Origin of the sequence: Pseudomonas proteolytica, assembly GCF_007858275.1 — a bacterium.
GTDB lineage: Bacteria > Pseudomonadota > Gammaproteobacteria > Pseudomonadales > Pseudomonadaceae > Aquipseudomonas > Aquipseudomonas proteolytica.
The window spans coordinates 1-17,608 of record NZ_VFEV01000051.1 but is presented as its reverse complement, the minus strand read 5'-3'; the positions used below and the strand labels follow the sequence as shown (position 1 = coordinate 17,608).

At 61.6% G+C, this 17,608-nt stretch carries 21 protein-coding genes and 1 pseudogene; 11 read left to right on the top strand and 11 right to left on the bottom strand.

Features of this window, described 5'->3' with window-relative positions; translation table 11 throughout:
- The first annotated feature begins 19 nt into the window (after positions 1-19).
- From bufA2 to cfaB, 4 genes are all read left to right on the top strand, one after another.
- Positions 20-274 carry a BufA2 family periplasmic bufferin-type metallophore gene (gene bufA2 / locus FIV38_RS26870; protein ID WP_092232427.1) on the top strand — a complete coding sequence of 85 codons (255 nt, stop codon included), beginning with the start codon at positions 20-22 and terminating at the stop codon, positions 272-274.
- 62 nt (positions 275-336) lie between these two features.
- The gene (bufB, locus tag FIV38_RS26865) at positions 337-1,182 is read left to right on the top strand and encodes an MNIO family bufferin maturase (RefSeq protein WP_092232430.1); all 846 of its coding nucleotides are present in this window, start codon (positions 337-339) and stop codon (positions 1,180-1,182) included.
- Positions 1,173-1,955, top strand: coding sequence for an HvfC/BufC N-terminal domain-containing protein (locus FIV38_RS26860; protein ID WP_092232433.1), 783 nt, complete (start codon positions 1,173-1,175; stop codon positions 1,953-1,955). Before bufB ends, FIV38_RS26860 begins: the two co-directional genes overlap by 10 nt.
- Positions 1,956-2,041: 86 nt before the next feature.
- Entirely contained in the window at positions 2,042-3,226 is a 1,185-nt protein-coding gene (gene cfaB / locus FIV38_RS26855) for a C17 cyclopropane fatty acid synthase CfaB (RefSeq protein WP_092232436.1), read from the top strand.
- 56 nt (positions 3,227-3,282) lie between these two features.
- Here the strand turns inward: cfaB and cls are convergent, their stop codons facing one another.
- On the bottom strand, positions 3,283-4,722 hold the full coding sequence (gene cls, locus FIV38_RS26850; protein ID WP_092232439.1) for a cardiolipin synthase: 1,440 nt from the start codon (positions 4,720-4,722) through the stop codon (positions 3,283-3,285).
- Between the two features lie 130 nt (positions 4,723-4,852).
- Here cls and FIV38_RS26845 point away from each other — a divergent pair, with 130 nt between their 5' ends.
- Positions 4,853-5,374 (top strand): DUF3617 domain-containing protein, encoded by a 522-nt coding sequence (locus tag FIV38_RS26845; protein ID WP_070996636.1) that lies wholly within the window; start codon positions 4,853-4,855, stop codon positions 5,372-5,374.
- Between the two features lie 42 nt (positions 5,375-5,416).
- Here the strand turns inward: FIV38_RS26845 and FIV38_RS26840 are convergent, their stop codons facing one another.
- The 7 genes from FIV38_RS26840 to folE2 are packed head-to-tail and all read right to left on the bottom strand — an operon-like array spanning position 5,417 to position 11,053.
- Positions 5,417-6,754: a dihydroorotase gene (locus FIV38_RS26840; protein ID WP_092232442.1), complete on the bottom strand. Its 1,338-nt coding sequence runs from the start codon at positions 6,752-6,754 to the stop codon at positions 5,417-5,419.
- 2 nt (positions 6,755-6,756) lie between these two features.
- Complete coding sequence (locus FIV38_RS26835; protein WP_092232445.1) at positions 6,757-7,317, bottom strand: gamma carbonic anhydrase family protein; 561 nt, start codon at positions 7,315-7,317, stop codon at positions 6,757-6,759.
- Positions 7,314-7,739, bottom strand: a complete 426-nt coding sequence (gene hisI / locus FIV38_RS26830; protein ID WP_092232448.1) for a phosphoribosyl-AMP cyclohydrolase — start codon at positions 7,737-7,739, stop codon at positions 7,314-7,316. Before hisI ends, FIV38_RS26835 begins: the two co-directional genes overlap by 4 nt.
- Positions 7,736-8,614, bottom strand: a complete 879-nt coding sequence (locus tag FIV38_RS26825) for a metal ABC transporter substrate-binding protein (protein ID WP_092232451.1) — start codon at positions 8,612-8,614, stop codon at positions 7,736-7,738. The genes hisI and FIV38_RS26825 overlap by 4 nt, the downstream gene beginning before the upstream one ends.
- 11 nt (positions 8,615-8,625) lie before the next feature.
- Complete coding sequence (locus tag FIV38_RS26820) at positions 8,626-9,492, bottom strand: metal ABC transporter permease (RefSeq protein ID WP_092232454.1); 867 nt, start codon at positions 9,490-9,492, stop codon at positions 8,626-8,628.
- The gene (locus FIV38_RS26815) at positions 9,492-10,160 is read right to left on the bottom strand and encodes a metal ABC transporter ATP-binding protein (protein ID WP_092237252.1); all 669 of its coding nucleotides are present in this window, start codon (positions 10,158-10,160) and stop codon (positions 9,492-9,494) included. The genes FIV38_RS26820 and FIV38_RS26815 overlap by 1 nt, the downstream gene beginning before the upstream one ends.
- Positions 10,157-11,053, bottom strand: a complete 897-nt coding sequence (gene folE2, locus FIV38_RS26810) for a GTP cyclohydrolase FolE2 (protein WP_092232457.1) — start codon at positions 11,051-11,053, stop codon at positions 10,157-10,159. The genes FIV38_RS26815 and folE2 overlap by 4 nt, the downstream gene beginning before the upstream one ends.
- Before the next feature lie 81 nt (positions 11,054-11,134).
- Here folE2 and FIV38_RS26805 point away from each other — a divergent pair, with 81 nt between their 5' ends.
- Entirely contained in the window at positions 11,135-12,310 is a 1,176-nt protein-coding gene (locus FIV38_RS26805; protein WP_092232461.1) for an N-acetylmuramoyl-L-alanine amidase, read from the top strand.
- Here FIV38_RS26805 and FIV38_RS26800 read toward each other — a convergent pair.
- On the bottom strand, positions 12,307-12,675 hold the full coding sequence (locus FIV38_RS26800) for a hypothetical protein (protein WP_029290074.1): 369 nt from the start codon (positions 12,673-12,675) through the stop codon (positions 12,307-12,309). The two genes, FIV38_RS26805 and FIV38_RS26800, sit on opposite strands and share 4 nt — an antisense overlap.
- A 126-nt stretch (positions 12,676-12,801) precedes the next feature.
- Here FIV38_RS26800 and dksA point away from each other — a divergent pair, with 126 nt between their 5' ends.
- Genes dksA through FIV38_RS26780 form a run of 4 tightly spaced genes read left to right on the top strand, consistent with a single transcriptional unit; the run spans position 12,802 to position 16,093 of the window.
- Complete coding sequence (dksA, locus tag FIV38_RS26795; protein WP_092232464.1) at positions 12,802-13,206, top strand: RNA polymerase-binding protein DksA; 405 nt, start codon at positions 12,802-12,804, stop codon at positions 13,204-13,206.
- A 26-nt stretch (positions 13,207-13,232) separates the two neighbouring features.
- A complete protein-coding gene (gene zigA / locus FIV38_RS26790; RefSeq protein WP_070996650.1) occupies positions 13,233-14,441 on the top strand; it encodes a zinc metallochaperone GTPase ZigA in 1,209 nt (402 codons plus the stop codon).
- The gene (locus FIV38_RS26785) at positions 14,441-15,085 is read left to right on the top strand and encodes a DUF1826 domain-containing protein (protein WP_029290068.1); all 645 of its coding nucleotides are present in this window, start codon (positions 14,441-14,443) and stop codon (positions 15,083-15,085) included. Before zigA ends, FIV38_RS26785 begins: the two co-directional genes overlap by 1 nt.
- A gap of 45 nt (positions 15,086-15,130) precedes the next feature.
- The gene (locus tag FIV38_RS26780; protein ID WP_092232468.1) at positions 15,131-16,093 is read left to right on the top strand and encodes a CobW family GTP-binding protein; all 963 of its coding nucleotides are present in this window, start codon (positions 15,131-15,133) and stop codon (positions 16,091-16,093) included.
- Here FIV38_RS26780 and FIV38_RS26775 read toward each other — a convergent pair.
- A complete protein-coding gene (locus tag FIV38_RS26775; RefSeq protein ID WP_029290064.1) occupies positions 16,087-16,479 on the bottom strand; it encodes a DUF3301 domain-containing protein in 393 nt (130 codons plus the stop codon). The two genes, FIV38_RS26780 and FIV38_RS26775, sit on opposite strands and share 7 nt — an antisense overlap.
- A 115-nt stretch (positions 16,480-16,594) precedes the next feature.
- Between FIV38_RS26775 and pdxY the strand changes: the two genes are divergently transcribed.
- Positions 16,595-17,467: a pyridoxal kinase PdxY gene (gene pdxY / locus FIV38_RS26770; protein ID WP_092232471.1), complete on the top strand. Its 873-nt coding sequence runs from the start codon at positions 16,595-16,597 to the stop codon at positions 17,465-17,467.
- A gap of 25 nt (positions 17,468-17,492) precedes the next feature.
- Here the strand turns inward: pdxY and FIV38_RS26765 are convergent.
- Positions 17,493-17,608, bottom strand: a pseudogene (locus FIV38_RS26765) (IS110 family transposase); the annotation flags it as partial.

Sequence of the window (17,608 nt, the reverse complement as noted above, 5' to 3'; positions counted from 1 at the left end):
ACCTATGAGGAATACCACAATGAACTTCAAGAACGCCGTTTCCGGTGCTGCCCTGGCCATTGCTGCCGCCACGATGTTTGCCGGTGTCGCGACCCAGGTCCAGGCGGCCGATGAAGCGAAGGTGCATTGCTATGGCGTGACCTCCTGCAAAGGCATGAACGACTGCAAGACTGCTGAAAACGCCTGTAAAGGCAAGGCCGTGTGCAAGGGGCACGGTTTCAAGGCGATGACCCAGGCTGCTTGTGATGCGGCTGGCGGCAAAGTCGGCGAATAACCGCGAGTACGTGATCCTGCAGCGGTGTGCACGTCGCTGCGGACACTTTCCAGGAGTTCGTCATGTCGGTATCGGTTCCTTGCCTGGGCTACGGCCTGGGGCTACGCAGCGTTTACTATCAGCAGATCATCGAGCAGTCGCCGCAGGTGGACTGGTTCGAGATCGTCTCCGAGAATTATCTGGTCCAGGGCGGTAAAGCCCTGTACTACCTGGACGCCATCGCCGAGCGCTATCCGCTGGTGATGCATGGCGTCTCCCTGTCCATCGGCGGGCCCCATGCCCTCGATATGGACTACCTCAAGCAACTCAAGCAATTGGCCGACCGGGTCAAGCCGGCGTGGGTCTCCGACCATCTGTGCTGGAGCCGTGGCAACGCCCATCAACTGCATGATTTGTTGCCGCTGCCCTACACCGAGGAAAGCCTCTACCACGTCGCCGCCCGCGTGCGGCAGGTGCAGGAAGTGCTGCAGCGCCCGCTGGTGCTGGAGAATGTCTCCAGCTATGTGCGCTCAAAGGCCGATGACTTTACCGAATGGGAATTCCTCAACGCCTTGAGCCACCTCAGTGGTTGCGAACTGCTGCTGGACATCAACAACGTGTATGTCAGCTCGCGCAATCACGGTTTCGATGCCTGGACCTTTATTCGCAACCTGCCGCCGCAGCGTATCCGCCAGCTGCATTTGGCCGGGCATATGGACTATGGCGACTATGTGGTCGATACCCATGACCATCCGGTTTGCGATCCAGTGTGGCAGTTGTTTCAACAGACCCTGGAACACTTGGGCCCGGTAGCGACGCTACTGGAGCGCGATGACCATTTCCCGCCGTTTGCCGAGCTACTCGATGAATTGGCCAAGGCCCGTGAGTTGGGGGCTGGCGCCTTGGCCCGGAGGTCGCTATGCGCCTGATCGATTGGCAACTGGCATTTGAACGTCATCTATTGGCAGACGCCGACGAGGGCGGTTTTGCCAGCACCTTGATCGGTGGCCCGACCCTGGACGTGGACACTGGCCTTGCGATCTACCACAACGCTTATCGGGCCCGTTTGCTGGAAGTGATGCAGGGGGATTTTCCGACCGTGTGGCATTGGCTGGGGGATGATGAATTTGCCGGGCTGGTGGCCGCTTATGTACAGCGTTATCCCTCGGCGCATTTCAGCTTGCGCTGGCTGGGGCAGCGGTTTGAGGGTTTTATCGGCGAGTACCTGGTTGCCGCACAAAGTGCACCGTTGGCCGAGCTGGCACGCCTGGAATGGGCGTTTACCCTGGCGTTTGATGCGCCTGCGGGCCAGCCGCTGGCCCTGGAAGACATGGCTCGGCTGGCACCCGAGGCCTGGCCATTGTTGCAGGTCGAGTGGGGACCGTCGGTGCAGCAGGTGTTGTGCCGCTTCAACAGCCTGCAGATCTGGCGTGCGGTCAAGGCGCAGGCGGCGTTTCCCGGCAGCCTGGCGTTGCAGCAGGCCGAGGTATGCCTGATCTGGCGTGACCAGCAAGTGTGTCGCTACCGCAGCCTGGAGCCTACCGAGGCGTACGCCTTGGCCGGGATGGCCGATCAGGGTTGGACTTTTTCAGAACTGTGCGCCGAATTGGCAGTCACTTATCAAGAGGGCGCGCCGCTGCAAGCTGTCACGTGGTTGAAACAGTGGGTTGAGGACGGTTTGCTGCAACGTCGAGCACCATAGAAGGCGGCTATTGAATCGATAGCCAGCTACTTTTTTATGGATGGTCTACCCTCATTTCAGACGTCTGAAACAAGGGGGGACTACTCATGCTCGCGCAACTTCCACCGGCCTTACAGAATCTTCAGCTACCGCTGCGTCTGCGACTCTGGGATGGCCATGAGTTCAACCTGGGCCCGGAGCCCAGCGTCACGATTGTGGTCAAGGACCCGGTGATGGTGACGCAACTGACCCATCCCACGCTCGACTCCCTGGGCGCTGCCTTCGTCGAAGGCAAACTGGAGCTCGAAGGCTCCATCAGCGATGTAATCCGTGTATGTGACGAATTGAGCCACGCGCTGATCGACGACGATGAGCAGGCCGGACCGGTGCGCTCGATCCACGACAAGGCCACGGATGCCGCCGCGATTTCCTATCATTACGACCTGTCGAACGAGTTTTACCAGCTGTGGCTGGACCGTGACATGGCCTATTCCTGCGGTTATTTCGAGACCGGCAGCGAGTCCCTCGACCAGGCCCAACAAGACAAATTCCGCCACCTGTGCCGCAAGCTGCGCCTGCAGCCTGGGGAGTATCTGCTGGATGTCGGTTGTGGCTGGGGCGGGCTGGCGCGTTATGCGGCGCGTGAGTTTGGGGTCAAGGTGTTCGGTATCACCCTGAGCAAGGAACAACTGGCACTGGCCAGGGAGCGAGTGGTCGCCGAGGGCTTGGAGGACCACGTGGAGTTGGCGTTGCTCGACTACCGCGACCTGCCCCAGGACGGGCGGTTCGACAAAGTGGTCAGCGTCGGCATGTTCGAACACGTCGGCCACGCCAACCTGGCGCAGTACTGCCAGACCCTGTTCGGCGCCGTGCGCGAAGGTGGCCTGGTGCTCAACCATGGGATCACCGCCAAACATACCGATGGCCGCCCGGTGGGGCGTGGTGCGGGGGATTTTATCGAGCGTTACGTGTTCCCCAATGGCGAACTGCCGCACCTGGTGATGATCAGCGCCGAAATCAGCGAAGTCGGCCTGGAAGTGGTCGACGTGGAAAGCCTGCGCTTGCATTACGCGCGCACCCTGGATCACTGGAGCGAGCGCCTGGAAGACAATCTGGAAGCGGCGGCGAAAATGGTGCCGGCCCAGGCATTGCGCATCTGGCGCCTGTACCTGGCGGGTTGCGCGTATGCGTTTGCCCGGGGCTGGATCAACCTGCACCAGATCCTGGCGGTCAAACCCCATGCGGATGGCAGCCATGAGTTGCCTTGGACGCGGGAAGATCTCTACCGCTGAGACTGTTGCCCCCTCTGAAAGACTGAATGCGGGAGCTGAGCTTGTGTGGGAGCTGGCTAAAGGATCGGGGAAATCAGGCGCGCCACGCGCATGCCCAATTGCTGCAGGCGGCGGGTCTGTTGGCTTTCTTCCTGGCTGGTTTCGTGGGCCTGGGCAAAGTCGTCCAGCAGCATGTGTTCCACTTCGCTGGCGAAGGCGGCATCGACCGTGAGCAACATCACTTCAAAGTTGAGGCGGAACGAACGGTTGTCCAGGTTCGCACTGCCGATGGCAGTGATTTCGCGGTCTACCAGCACCACTTTCTGATGCAAAAAGCCCGGCTTGTAGCGGAACACCCGGACCCCGGCGCGTACTGCTTCAATCGCGTACAGGCTGGATGCGGCGTAGACAATACGGTGGTCGGGGCGTGACGGCAGCAGCAGGCGCACGTCCACGCCACGCAACACCGCCAGGCGCAGCGCGGCGAATACCGCTTCGTCGGGGATGAAGTACGGGCTGGTGATCCACACCCGCTCAGTCGCTGCATGAATCGCTTCAACGAAAAACAGCGAGCAGGTTTCATACGGGTCCGCCGGGCCGCTCGCCAGCAATTGGCAGAGCACGCCGTCATCGGCATAGGTGTCGGGCAGGATCAGTGGTGGCAACTCGCGCGCGGCCCAGAACCAGTCTTCGGCAAACGACTCCTGCAGGCAGGCCACCACCGGGCCGCTGACTTGCACATGGGTGTCGCGCCAGGGGGCGAGCGGGGGTTTCTTACCCAAGTATTCATCGCCGACGTTATGCCCGCCGACAAAACCGGTCAGGCCATCGACCACGACAATTTTTCGATGGTTGCGGAAATTCACCTGGAAGCGATTGAACCAGCCGCTGCGGGTGGCAAACGCCTTGATCTGCACCCCGGCGTCGCGCAGCGATTGCACATAGCGGTGGGGCAGGGAGTGGCTGCCGATACGGTCATAGAGCACGTAGATGGCCACGCCTTCGGCGGCCTTGGCCTTGAGCAGGTCATGCAACCGGCGCCCGAGTTCATCGTCATGAATGATGAAGAACTGCACCAGTACGGCCGTCTTGGCGGCGCGGATGGCGTCGAAGATGGCGCTGAAGGTTGCATCGCCATTGACCAGTAAATGCACTTGGTTGTTGGCCAGGCACGGCATGCGTCCCAGCTTGGGCATGGCGCGCAGGGAGGCATAGGCATGGGAGTTGCGCGCGGCCAGGGCTTCTTCGACCCAGGGGCGCCAGTTGAGCTCGGTGATTGCCTTGTGCATTTCCTGGTTGGCCTGGCGACGGGCCTGGATGTAGGCATCGAAGCTGCTGCGGCCAAAGATCGGGTATGGGATCAGCGTCAGGTAAGGCATGAACATCAGCGACAGCGCCCAGGCAATCGAGCCTTGGGCGGTGCGCACGGTCAGCACCGCGTGCAGGGCGGCGAGGGAACCGAGAAAATGCAGGGTGGCGATGAAGTAGCCGAGCAAGTGCGGGCCGAAGAAATCCATGGACAACATTACTCCTGACAATCCAATGCGTAACAGACCATGTTCGGCAGCGATTGTCGCTATTTTATTGAGCGTGCAACGCCGACCGCTTTGCGACGTCTAACGCCGACAATTACCCAGGAGTTACCCGATGAATGCTCGTCTGCTTGGTTTGGCCATGGTTGTTGGTTTGACGCTGCCGGTGGCGGCGCAGGCGCAGATGTTGGCGCCGGGCTTGTGGGAACTGACCACCAGCAACATGAAAGTCGATAACCAGAACCTGCCGGATTTGTCGTTGATCCTCGGTCAACTGAAGCAACAGATGACCCCGGAACAGCGCGCCATGCTGGAAAAACAAGGCATTACCATGGCCGGCAAAGGCGTGCAGGTGTGCCTGACGCCGGCCCAGGTGGCCTCCGACGCCATCCCGCTGACCGACCCGCAATCGGGTTGCAAGCAAGAGGTGACCGATAAGACTGGCAACCAGTGGAAATTCCGTTTCAGTTGCCCGAAAGCCCAAGGCTCTGGCGTGGCCACATTCCAGAGCCAGAAGGCATTCACCACCTCAGTCAACGGCACCTTCAACGCTACCGGTATCCAGCAGAACGGCAGCCTCGATACTCAGGCCCAATGGTTGGGCAGCGACTGCGGCACGGTAAAACCTCGCGCCTGAAGCCCCCTGTGGGAGCCGGCAAGCCGGCTCCCACACATTTGGTCAGCGCAAAAAGTGCAGGGGCAACCCCTGGCAACTGTTGATCACTTGACCGTCATGCCAAGCCAAATGCCCTGACACCAACGTGGTACTCACACTGTGGCGAAAGCTGCGCTCGGCAAACGGTGTCCAGCCGCAACGGGCGAGGATCGGCTGGCTGCTTACCGGCATGCCTTCGGGTTCGGGTCTGATCAGTACCAGGTCGGCCCAGTAGCCCTCGCGTAGATAACCCCGGTCAGGAATGGCGAACAGGTCGGCGACGCGATGGCTGGTTTTCGCCACGAGCACAGTCAACGGCAACAGCCCGTCGGCCACCAATTCCAGCAAGGCTGGCAGCGCGTGCTGCACCAGGGGCAACCCCGCCGGCGCCTCACGGTACGGCCGCTGTTTTTGCTCCCAGGTATGCGGTGCGTGGTCGGTGCCGATCACATCCAGCCGATTACTCAGCAGTGCCAGGCGCAGGGCATCTCGGTCGGCGCGGGTCTTGATCGCCGGGTTGCATTTGATCTGATGGCCCAGGCGCGCGTAGTCACGGTCATCGAACAGCAGGTGATGCAGGCACACTTCGGCGGTGATGCGTTTTTCTGCCAGCGGCTTGTCTTCGAACAACGACAGCTCTCGGGCACTGGTCAGGTGCAGCACGTGCAGACGCGTGTCGTGGCGGCGCGCCAGTTCCACGGCCAGGGATGAGGAGCGATAACACGCTTGGGCGTCGCGGATCAGCGGGTGGACCACCGCGGGGATCTGCTCGCCGAAGCGATCGCGCAGCCGTTGTTCGTTGGCCTGGATGCTGGGCGTGTGCTCGCAGTGTGCCAGGAGAATCGTCGGTACCTCGGCAAACAGGCGCTCCAGAACCCTTGGGTCATCCACCAGCATATTGCCGGTGGAGGCACCCATGAACACCTTGACCCCGGCGACCTGCCGGGGATCGAGGGCAGCCACGGTGTCGAGGTTGTCGTTGCTGACGCCAAAGTGAAACCCATAGTTGGCCACCGAGTGCAGCGCCGCGCGGCGCTTCTTGTCTGCCAGTGCTTCCAGGGTCAGGGTTGCGGGCTGGGTGTTGGGCATGTCCATGAAACTGGTGATGCCGCCGGCCACCGCCGCGCGCGATTCGCTGTAGAAACTGCCTTTGTCCGGGGCGCCGGGTTCGCGAAAGTGCACTTGGTCGTCGATCATGCCCGGCAGCAGCCATTGGCCTTGGGCGTCGATCTCGGTGTCAGCCCTTTGCCCCTGGATACTGCTGGCGATTTTTTCGATACGGCCGTTGGCGACCAGTAAGTCGGCGTCGAATTCTCGCCCTTCGTTCACCAGGCGGGCATTGCGGATCAGCAGGCGGCTCATGTTCAGAACTCGTTTTGCAGGGCTTTATAGCCGCGCACCAGGTCGACATTGGTGCGCGCCACGTCTTCGGAAAACTCCGAGGCGCTGACGCTCACTGGCGGGAACTGCGACAAGTCGGTGTTGGGGCCAATTCGCGTGGTGGATGGCACATAGAACGCAGCGGGCAAATCACGGCCATCGACCACCGAGTTGTGCCGCACCACACAGCCATCGCCCACCACACAGTTGAACAGCACGCTGTTGAAGCCGATAAACACCCGGTCGCCGACGGTGCAGGGGCCGTGGACAATCGAGCGGTGGGCGATGGAAGTGAACTCGCCGATGGTTACCGCCGCGCCGGATTTGGAGTGGATCACCACGCCGTCCTGGATATTGGAGTTGGCACCGATGGTGATCGGGTCCATGTCGCCGGTAGCGTCGACTTCATCGGCGCGGATCACCGCACAGGGGCCGACAAATACGTTTTCGCCGATGATCACTTTGCCGCAGATGATTGCGGTTTTATCGACGTAGGCCGACTCGGCGATGACCGGCAGATCGCCGGAAGGGTTCTTGCGGATCATGCTGCGGGTTCCTTGAGGGGTGCGGTGAGGATATGCACCTGGTCGTGTTCAATCGCGTTGTAGAAACAGGTCGGGCGCCCGGTGTGGCAGGCCGGGCCTTGTTGATCGACGATCAGGAGTACGGCATCGCCATCGCAATCCAGGCGCGCTTCGATCAACTGTTGGATGTGTCCTGAGCTTTCGCCCTTGCGCCACAATCGCTGGCGCGAGCGTGACCAGTAGCAGACGCGGCCGCTGGCGAGGGTTTCATCGAGGGCCTGGCGGTTCATCCAGGCCAGCATCAATACCTCACCGCTGCGGTGTTGCTGGGCGATGGCCGCGATCAGGCCGTCGCGGTTCCACGGTAAGGCATCCAGTACGTGGGCCAGGGGGAAGCGGCTGCCGATGGGCGCGCCTTCCAGCTCGAGCATCGACAGTGTCATGGGGTGCCCAAGGCGTTGTACAAAGTGTTGAGGTTGTATTCAAACAACCCGGTAAAAGTACTGGCCGGGCCTTTGGCAGCCAGTGCATCGGAGTACAACGTGCCGCCGATATGGGCGCCGCTTTCCTCGGCAATCTGCTTGAGTAGGCGCGCGTCCTTGATGTTTTCCATAAACACCGCTTTGACGTGGGCCTGGCGGATCTGCGTGATCAACGCGGCGACTTCGGCCGCCGAGGGTTCGCGCTCGGTGGACAAACCCTGGGGCGCCATGAAGTCGATACCGTAGGCCTGGCCCAGGTAGCCGAAGGCGTCGTGGGAGGTGACGATGCGTCGATTGCCCGCAGGCAGCGCGGCAAACTTGGCCTTGGCTTCGGCCAGCAGGCGGTAGATTTTCTGCAGGTATGCCTGGCTGTTGTATTGATAGTCGGCCTTGTTGGCCGGGTCGGCAGTGATCAACGCCTGGGTGATGTTGCTGACGTAGATTTCGGCGTTGGCCAGGTTATGCCAGGCATGGGGATCGGGGATCTTCTCGCCGTCCTCCTCCAACGTGCGAGCGATCACGCCTTTGCTGGCGTTGACCACCGTGGCTGGGGTTTCGGTACTGGTAATCAGGCGATCCAACCACGGCTCGAAGCCCAGGCCATTCTTGATGATGACGCGGGCCTTGAGCAGCGCCTTGGCATCGTCCGGGGACGGCTCGTAGGTATGGGCATCGGCGTCGGGGCCGACCATATTGCTGAGCTGGATATGCTCCCCGCCGACCTGCTGGGTTATGTCGGCGAGAATGCTGAAGCTGGTGACCACCTGGAGCTTGTCCTGGGCGGTCGCGAACGACAGCGGGAGCAGGACGCTGAACAGCACGAGTAGAGCGCGCATCGGAAAACACCTCATTGGGATGTAAGCAAGGGCGGGCGGCGCAGCAAGCCATGTACCGGCCCCAGCACCACGGACAGCAGGTACAAGCCGCCAGCGACCAGGACAATCGCCGGGCCGCTGGGCAGCGAGTAGTAGAACGACAGCAACAGCCCGAGCCATACCGACAGGCATCCCAGCACGGCCGAGACTGCAATCAACCTCGGCAGCCGCCGGCTCCAGAAGCGTGACGCCGCCGCGGGCAACATCATCAGGCCGACCACCATCAAGGCGCCGATGGCCTGGAAACCAATCACCAGGTTCAGCACGACCAGGGTCAGGAACACCCCATGGGCCAAAGGCCCGAGGCGGCTGACGGTTTGTAGGAACAGCGGGTCGAGGGTGTCCAGCACCAGCAACCGGTAGATCAGCGCCATGGCGATCAGGCTGAAACCGGACACCCACAGCATGCCGGTCAATGTCGGGCCGTCTACCGCCAGCGCCGAGCCGAACAGCAGGTGCAGCAGGTCCAGGCGCTTGCCGGCCAGGCCGAGGATCAGCACACCGGCCGCCAGGGAAATCGGGTAGATCGCAGCCAGGCTGGCGTCTTCGCGCAGGCCGGTGCGGCGGGTGATCCACGCGGCGAGGCCGGCCATGCCCAAGCCGGCGCCGAGGCCGCCGAGGGTCAGTGCCGGCAGGCTCAGGCCGGCAAACCAGAAGCCCAGTGCGGCGCCGGGCAGGATGCCGTGGGCCACGGCATCGCCGATCAGACTCATACGCCGCAGGATCAGGAACACCCCTAGCGGCGCTGTGCTACACGCCAGTAGCAGGCCACCGAGCAGGGCGCGACGCATAAACACGAAGTCGTTGAAGGGCATCCACAGTTGGGCGGCGAGGTGCATCAGGCGACCTGCATCTGCGGCTGCTGAAGGATCAACTGTGTGCTGGGTGCGAGCACGCAGCCGCTGCTTTTGATATGCAGTGCTTGCGGCAGGTGTTGGCGTACGGCGGCCAGGTCATGGCAGACCACCACCAAGGTGCGGCCTTCGGCATGCCAGGCGTGGATATGTTTCCACAGCAGTGCCTGGCCTTGTTCATCGAGTGCGGCGTGGGGCTCATCCAGCAACAACACAGGCGCTTGGGCCAGGCTGAGACGGGCGAGCAGGGCGCGTTGCAACTCACCGCCGGACAGGGCCATCAAGGGGCGTAGTTCAAGACCGCTGAGGCACCAGTCTTGCAGTACCGTTTGCAAGCGCTGACTGCGTTGCTGCTGGGAATGTTGGGTGCCCCATAGACCGGCGGCTACCAGCTCTTGCAGGCTAATGGGGAATTGTCGGTCGAGGTGTTGCTGCTGCGCCAGGTATGACAGGCCGCCGCGCCGTGGAACATCCAGAGTGACCTTGCCGGCCAGGGGCTTTTGCAGGCCGGCGATGACTTTCAACAAACTGCTTTTACCCGACCCGTTAGCGCCGATAACAGCGGTCAGGCTGCCTTTGCCCAGTTCGATATCAATGGCCGGCGTCAGCGGTTGGCCTGGTGCGCCCCAGCGCAGGGCATTGCAGCGGATCACGCGGTAGCCCTCGTCCAACGGGTTTCGGCCACGGCGTCGTGGGCGTGCAGGCTTTCGGCGTGGATGACTTTGACGTGAAAGGCTTGCACCGCGATCGAGCGTTGCAGCGCCAGGTTCAGGCGGCGGGCGGCGTCTTCGCAGAACATCAGGTTCTGGCCGTTGGCCAAGGCGAAGGCTTGCTCATCGGCACGTTTGACGGCGGTCTGCACGGCGGTGCCGAGGGCGGCTTCAGCGTGGTCGATCAACTCAGTCAGTGGCAGCGTAGGTTGCCCAGCTTGCAGAGCCACCAACAATTGCGCAGTGCTGCGCTGGCTGTGCGGCGTGGCGATGATCCCTTTGGCGCTGCCAAGCCAGGCCAGCACATCTTCGTGTTGCAGCGTTGTGTTGGCAAAGTCATCGATAAATTGCTGCTGGATCAACTGCCTGGCGAGGGCAGCCGAGCAAGGGCAGGTTGAGGAATAAGTAACGTCAATTTTTAGTTCCACGTGGAACATCTGCTTTTCCAGGCGCGCTTCGATGCTCACTGGATAGCTCTTCCAGCCGGCGAGCGGGCTGACCAGCGCAGGACGTTTAAGCAACAAGTCGGTATGAATCCGCAGGTACGCGCTGCTCGACAGGCCTTCATGGCTATCGAGAAAACGCTGGAGCACCTGACGCAGCAGCGCTGGTTGCAGGTCTTGTGACTCAAGCATTTCCAGCGCCAGGTATAAGCGCGACATATGAATGCCGCGCGCTTCGCCATCGTCCAGGCTTACTCCTGCATCGGCCTTGGCGCTCAAACGTTGGCCGTCGATCAGGATTGGCAGGGCAATGCCACACATGCCCACCCAGTCGAGTGGCAAGGCTTGGCGAGAAGCCTGCGCGGCGATATCCGGCAGAGTCAGCGCATTCATAAGCAGGTCCATCGTTGGATATAAAGCGACATGTTATAGTATAACAATTAGATCGACGATTATTTTTCTGCGGTGAGTGTCATGCACAGACGTCAACTCCTAAGCCTGCTGCTGGCCAGCGCCGTGTTTACTTTGCCTTTTGCGGTGCATGCGACGCAGATTCGCAATGCGCGCCTGTGGCGCTCCAACGACAAGCTGCGACTGGTGTTCGACCTCAGTGGTGCGGTGAGCTACAGCACCTTTTCCCTGAACGCGCCCGAGCGGCTGATCATTGACTTGAGCGGCGCAGGCCTGAGCGGGGATTTCAGCCAATTGGCACTGGCCAACACTGGCATTACTGCGATTCGCTCAGGGCGTCTGAATGCGGGCGGGACACGGATCGTTCTCGATCTGGCTCAACCGATGCAGCTCAACAGTTTTGTCCTGCCGCCGCAGGATGGGCAGGGGCATCGCCTGGTGTTGGACCTGAGCAGCGGCGCCCGCCAAGCACCGGTGGAGAAGGCGCATCCCAAGCGCGACATTATCGTCGTGGTCGACCCTGGTCACGGTGGCAAGGACCCCGGCGCGGTTGGGGCAAAGGGTGAGCGGGAAAAAGACGTGGTGCTGGCTATCTCGCAGTTGCTGGCCAAGCGGCTCAAACGCGAGAAGGGCTTTACCGTGAAGCTGGTCCGCAACGATGACTTCTTCGTGCCGCTGCGCAAACGGGTGGAGATCGCCCGGCGCTACAAGGCCGATATGTTTATTTCGGTCCACGCAGATGCGGCGCCGCGACTGACCGCGTCAGGGGCTTCGGTGTATGCCTTGTCCGAAGGCGGCGCCACATCGGCGACCGCACGCTTCATGGCGCAGCGGGAAAATGGCGCAGATCTATTGGGCGCCACCAGCCTGCTCAACCTCAAGGACAAGGACCCGATGCTCGCTGGGGTCATTCTCGATATGTCGATGAGCGCCACCCTGGCCGCCAGCCTGCAACTAGGCAATGCCGTGCTGGGTAGCCTGGCGGGTATCACCACGCTGCATCAAAAGCGGGTGGAGCAGGCCGGGTTTGCGGTGCTCAAGTCGCCGGACGTGCCGTCGATCCTGGTGGAGACGGGCTTTATCTCCAACGTCCGCGACAGCCAGCGGCTGGTTACCGCGCGCCATCAACAGGCAATCGCGGATGGCCTGTTTGAGGGATTGCAGCGTTACTTCCAGAAGAATCCACCGATCAACAGCTACATGGCCTGGGCCCAGGAGCAGCAAAAAGGCCAGGCCTAGCAACCGCTGATCCGGCTACAAGTGAACTTGGCGCTGGAACCGCCGGAGCTGGAAAACCGGTTGATCGTGGTCCAGCCCACGCGCCGCGTATAGCCGACCCACGCTTCGCCATCGGAGGCCAGCCCGGTGAAGAACGTCAACTGGCCATAGCGGCTGTTGGTCTGCGCCCAGTAGCGTTTACCGTCTACCTCGAACCCGCGCAAATACGTGGTGTTGCCTACGGTCGCGGCGCTGTAGGCATTGCCCTGGGCATCAATGCAGGCCAACAGGGTGGCGCTGCGCGTGCAGGTGGCCAGGGCGTTGGGCATTTGGGCACTGGCCTGGCTCGCAACCAGCAGCAACACGCCGCACAACACATATCTCATAAGGTTTCTCGGGGAATGGACGGGCTCAAGGATTGCGCCCTTCGTCGTGGCGGGCAAGAGGGGATTGGCTTATTTGTATTGTTATACTATAACATCAAAAAACAGCCTGACCCGTGAACCGCCCCCATGACTGAACAAGACCTGCTCGCCCAGCCGCCCGCCGATTATATGAATGAGGCCCAGCAAACCTTCTTCCGCGAGCTGTTGTTGGCCCAGCGCTCTGACCTGCAAACGCGCATCGATGCCGAGTTCATGGTGCTGCGCGAGCAGGAGCCCAATAGCGACCCCGCCGATGTCGGCAGCGCCGAAGAACAGCGCCAGTGGCAACTACGCCTGCTGGAGCGGGAAAAGAAGCTGCTGGACAAGATTGATGAAGCCCTCGAGCACCTCGCTCGCGGTGAATACGGCTGGTGCCGCGAGACGGGCGAGGCGATTGGCCTCAAGCGCCTGTTGCTGCGGCCCACGGCCACCCTGTGTATCGAAGCCAAAGAACGTGAAGAGCTGCGCGAACGCCATCAACGGGCGATTTGACCGGCCAACCTGATGAGGAACACCTGATGACCGACCGACTACCCGTTACTGTGCTGTCCGGATTTCTCGGCGCCGGTAAAAGCACGCTGCTCAATTACGTCCTGCGCAACCGCGAAAACCTGCGGGTGGCGGTGATCGTCAACGATATGAGCGAAATCAACATCGATGGGGCCGCTGTCCAGCGTGACGTCAGCCTCAATCGCGCCGAAGAAAAGCTGGTGGAGATGAGCAACGGCTGCATCTGCTGCACGTTGCGCGAAGACTTGCTGATCGAAGTAGGAAAGCTCGCCAAGGAAGGGCGATTCGATTACCTGCTGATCGAATCAACCGGCATTTCCGAGCCGCTGCCGGTGGCGGAAACCTTCACCTTTCGCGATGAGAACGGCCAGAGCCTGGCGGATATCGCACGGCTCGACACCATGGTCACTGTGGTCGACGGCATGAACTTCCTGCTCGATTACCAGGCGGCTGAAAGCCTGGCGTCCCGGGGCGAAACCCTGGGTGAGGACGATGAGCGCTCCATCACCGACCTGCTGATCGAACAGATCGAGTTTGCCGACGTCATCCTTGTCAGCAAAATCGACCTGATCAGCAGCCACGAACGTGAAGAGCTGGTGGCCATCCTCGAGCGCCTGAATGCCCAGGCACGCATCATTCCCATGGTGATGGGCGAGGTGCCGCTGGCCGAGATCCTCAATACCGGGCGTTTTGACTTCGAGCGCGCGGCCCAGGCGCCGGGCTGGTTGCAGGAGTTGCGCGGCGAGCATGTGCCGGAGACCGAGGAATATGGCATTGCCTCCACGGCCTATCGGGCGCGTCGGCCATTCCATCCCCAGCGCTTTTTCGACTTTATCGACCGCCCGTGGAGCAACGGCAAGTTGCTGCGCTCCAAGGGTTTTTTCTGGCTGGCCAGCAAGCATCGCGATGCCGGCAGTTGGTCCCAGGCCGGTGGCCTGATGCGCCATGGTTTTGCCGGTCGGTGGTGGCGCTTTGTGCCCAAGAGCCAGTGGCCCGAAGACCAGGAAAGCGTCGCGGCGATCATGGGCAACTGGCAACTGAGCACCGGCGACTGCCGTCAGGAACTGGTGTTTATCGGGCAGAACATCGATTTTGCGCAACTGCGCGCTGAACTGGATGGGTGCCTGCTGACCGACGATGAAATGGCCCTGGGCGTCGATGGTTGGCGCCTGCTGGTCGATCCTTTTGGCCCTTGGTACGAGGAGGCAGCCGCCTGATGCTGGCACCTGTGATTCAACTGCGTCCGGTCATTCGCCAGACCCGTGGGGAAACCCCGCTGGCGCTGGCCGACATCCTGGACAACGGCGTCAACCTGGCGTTGTGGCAGCGCCAGTTGCCGCTGCATATCGCCGAGTTTGGCGCCTTGCTGGTCTCGCTGAACGAGCCGCTTGCCGAGTCGCTGGTGGTGGAGTTGGACAGCGAAGAAGCTGAGCCCAACTTACTGGGCCTGGCCGCAGGCTGTCGTGACCTTGAAGGTTACGACGGGTTTATCGCCGATGTGGCATGGCTGGTCAGCGCCTTTGCCTGCCTGTTGGGGGCCAAGCGCATCGGTGTGCGGCTGAGGCTGCTGGACAAGGCCATGTGCCCGCGTTTTCATGTCGATCACGTGCCCGTGCGCCTGATCACCACCTATGCCGGCATCGGTAGTCAGTGGCTGCGCGAAGGGGTGATGGACCGCCGCCAGTTGAGCCAGGCAGACGCGGAACCCAGCGAGCGCATCGAGCAGATCCACTGTGGGGAAGTCGCCCTGCTCAAGGGCGAAAAGTGGCGCGGCAATGAAGGCTACGGCTTGATTCATCGCTCGCCGGCGTTGGCCGCCAACGAACGGCGGCTGATTCTGACGCTGGATTGGCTGGCATAACCGGGTAGGATCAAGCGTCTCTACACGGCCTGAATAATGTCCACGATGCTGCAGAACATTCCCACCCATGTGATTGCCGGCCCTTTGGGGGCAGGCAAGACCAGCCTGATCAAGCACCTGCTCGCCCAGCGCCCATCCAATGAGCGTTGGGCGGTGTTGATCAATGAGTTCGGGCAGATTGGCCTGGATGCCGCACTGCTGACCCAGGATGACGACGGCATTGCCCTCGGTGAGGTGGCCGGCGGCTGCTTGTGTTGTGTGAATGGCGCGCCGTTCCAGGTAGGCCTGGGTCGATTGTTGCGTAAGGCCAAGCCTGACCGGCTGTTTATCGAGCCCTCGGGGCTTGGCCATCCGGCGCAATTGCTTGAGCAGTTGCGCCAGGCGCCTTGGCAAACCGTGCTGGCCGTCCAGCCTTGTGTGCTGGTACTCGACACCCAGGCTTTGGCGGCAGGCAGGCCGTTGCCCGAGTCCCAGCGTGAAGCTCTGGCCTGTGCCGGGCTGCTGGTGCTGAACAAGGATGAAGGATTGGATGCCGTACAGCGCGGTGAGATTGAAAGGTTGCTGCCGGCTTGCGAGGTTTTCTGGACCCGACAGGCGCAACTGCCATTGGCCCGGCTGCCGGGGCTTGATGCTCAGGCGCGGGCGGCTGTGGATAACTTCGAGACACCCAAGGGGCTGGGGCAGATTCCGGCCGTCTGGAGCGATCCCTGCGTACCGATTTGCCTGCACCAGGCCCAGGCGGGTGCGTGGAGCATCGGTTGGCGCTGGCATCCGAGCCAGCAGTTCGACACCTGCAAAGTCCGGCAATGGCTGGAGAGCCTGGACTGGCAGCGCGCCAAATTGGTTATCCACAATGCCGATGGCTGGGTCTCGGCCAACGCTGTGGATAACTCCACACTCACCTGGCAGCCCAGCGAATGGCGCCGGGACTCTCGTATCGAGTTGATTTTCAGTGAGCAACAGGACGCAGCCATGCTGCAAACAGCCTTGGCCAATTGCCGTCAGTGACGGGTCTTGCTGTGCTCCTGGCGCCACTGGCTTAGTTCAATCACTTCGGCACTGGGCGGTGGCGTCTTTATTTCAAACGGGTAGGGTGCCAGTTCGATCTGCGCACTGTGGGCACCAAACTGAGTGATGGTCCCGGGATGGCGGGCTTCGCCGGTCACGGTGAACTCGAAGTTATAGACCCGCGCCAAACGCCGACGGCCGTTGGCGTCCTTGACGAAACCGATGCGTTTCAAAGCCACGGCGCCGTCGAGCAGTTCGATATCGAGCTTGGCGCAATGCTGTTTGACCCTCTCCAACGCCCGCTCGCGCAGGCCGTGGTTGTGCCACACCCAGGCGGCAGCCGCCGCCAGCAGCATCAGCACAAAGATATTTCCCAGGGTCAGCATGCGATTTGCTCCAACAAAGTAAGGCCAGCTTAACTGTGTCTCCGGTCTGTCGTACAGGCTGCTTTTAGTCGCATACTGCGCGGCCAGAATTTAACGGTTTTACGGAAGTCCCCGCATGAAACGTACGCCTCATCTGCTTGCGATCCAGTCCCACGTGGTCTTTGGCCATGCCGGCAACAGCGCCGCCGTGTTTCCCATGCAGCGGGTTGGGGTGAATGTCTGGCCGCTCAACACCGTGCAGTTCTCCAACCATACCCAGTATGGCCAGTGGGCGGGAGAAGTGTTGGCGCCGCAGCAAATTCCTGCGCTGGTAGAGGGGATCGCGGCGATTGGCGAACTGGGCAACTGTGATGCAGTGCTGTCCGGCTACCTTGGCAGCGCCGCCCAGGGCCGCGCGATCCTGACCGGCGTGGCACGTATCAAGGCGATCAACCCCAAGGCGCTGTATCTGTGTGATCCGGTGATGGGCCATCCGGAAAAAGGCTGCATCGTGCCCCTGGAAGTCAGTGATTTTCTGCTGGACGAAGCGGTGGCCATGGCCGACTTCCTGTGCCCCAACCAATTGGAGCTGGACAGTTTTTCCGGGCGTAAACCGCAGTCGCTGTTCGATTGCCTGGGGATGGCGCGGGCCCTGCTGGCCCGAGGGCCCAAAGCGGTTTTGGTCAAGCACCTGGACTACCCGGGCAAGCTGGCGGACGGTTTCGAGATGCTGCTGGTGACTGCCGAAGGCAGCTGGCACCTGCGTCGGCCGCTGCTGGCATTCCCGCGCCAGCCGGTGGGAGTGGGCGACCTGACGTCGGGCCTGTTCCTGGCACGAGTGCTATTGGGCGACAGCCTGCTGGCGGCCTTTGAGTTCACCGCGGCGGCTGTGCACGAAGTCCTGCTGGAAACCCAGGCGTGCGCCAGTTACGAGTTGGAATTGGTGCGGGCCCAGGACCGCATCGCCCACCCGCGCGTACGCTTCGAAGCCACGCCGATCAGCCTCTGACACCACCAACCCAATGTGGGAGATTCTATGTTGCAGGTAAACCCTGCAACCTTAAGTTCGGTTGGTATTCGCTCTGGTTTTTCATCAGCGCGAATGCCACCCGGCAGAGCTTGCGGGCGAGGATTACCAGGGCTTGGGTCT

Excerpts from the sequence above, each read along its gene's own strand:
- bufA2 (WP_092232427.1), top strand. The coding sequence starts at position 20 with ATGAACTTCAAGAACGCCGTTTCCGGTGCTGCCCTGGCCATTGCTGCC.
- bufB (WP_092232430.1), top strand. The coding sequence starts at position 337 with ATGTCGGTATCGGTTCCTTGCCTGGGCTACGGCCTGGGGCTACGCAGC.
- FIV38_RS26860 (WP_092232433.1), top strand. The coding sequence starts at position 1,173 with ATGCGCCTGATCGATTGGCAACTGGCATTTGAACGTCATCTATTGGCA.
- cfaB (WP_092232436.1), top strand. The coding sequence starts at position 2,042 with ATGCTCGCGCAACTTCCACCGGCCTTACAGAATCTTCAGCTACCGCTG.
- cls (WP_092232439.1), bottom strand. The coding sequence starts at position 4,722 with ATGGATTTCTTCGGCCCGCACTTGCTCGGCTACTTCATCGCCACCCTG.
- FIV38_RS26845 (WP_070996636.1), top strand. The coding sequence starts at position 4,853 with ATGAATGCTCGTCTGCTTGGTTTGGCCATGGTTGTTGGTTTGACGCTG.
- FIV38_RS26840 (WP_092232442.1), bottom strand. The coding sequence starts at position 6,754 with ATGAGCCGCCTGCTGATCCGCAATGCCCGCCTGGTGAACGAAGGGCGA.
- FIV38_RS26835 (WP_092232445.1), bottom strand. The coding sequence starts at position 7,317 with ATGATCCGCAAGAACCCTTCCGGCGATCTGCCGGTCATCGCCGAGTCG.
- hisI (WP_092232448.1), bottom strand. The coding sequence starts at position 7,739 with ATGACACTGTCGATGCTCGAGCTGGAAGGCGCGCCCATCGGCAGCCGC.
- FIV38_RS26825 (WP_092232451.1), bottom strand. The coding sequence starts at position 8,614 with ATGCGCGCTCTACTCGTGCTGTTCAGCGTCCTGCTCCCGCTGTCGTTC.
- FIV38_RS26820 (WP_092232454.1), bottom strand. The coding sequence starts at position 9,492 with ATGCACCTCGCCGCCCAACTGTGGATGCCCTTCAACGACTTCGTGTTT.
- folE2 (WP_092232457.1), bottom strand. The coding sequence starts at position 11,053 with ATGAATGCGCTGACTCTGCCGGATATCGCCGCGCAGGCTTCTCGCCAA.
- FIV38_RS26805 (WP_092232461.1), top strand. The coding sequence starts at position 11,135 with ATGCACAGACGTCAACTCCTAAGCCTGCTGCTGGCCAGCGCCGTGTTT.
- FIV38_RS26800 (WP_029290074.1), bottom strand. The coding sequence starts at position 12,675 with ATGAGATATGTGTTGTGCGGCGTGTTGCTGCTGGTTGCGAGCCAGGCC.
- dksA (WP_092232464.1), top strand. The coding sequence starts at position 12,802 with ATGACTGAACAAGACCTGCTCGCCCAGCCGCCCGCCGATTATATGAAT.
- zigA (WP_070996650.1), top strand. The coding sequence starts at position 13,233 with ATGACCGACCGACTACCCGTTACTGTGCTGTCCGGATTTCTCGGCGCC.
- FIV38_RS26785 (WP_029290068.1), top strand. The coding sequence starts at position 14,441 with ATGCTGGCACCTGTGATTCAACTGCGTCCGGTCATTCGCCAGACCCGT.
- FIV38_RS26780 (WP_092232468.1), top strand. The coding sequence starts at position 15,131 with ATGCTGCAGAACATTCCCACCCATGTGATTGCCGGCCCTTTGGGGGCA.
- FIV38_RS26775 (WP_029290064.1), bottom strand. The coding sequence starts at position 16,479 with ATGCTGACCCTGGGAAATATCTTTGTGCTGATGCTGCTGGCGGCGGCT.
- pdxY (WP_092232471.1), top strand. The coding sequence starts at position 16,595 with ATGAAACGTACGCCTCATCTGCTTGCGATCCAGTCCCACGTGGTCTTT.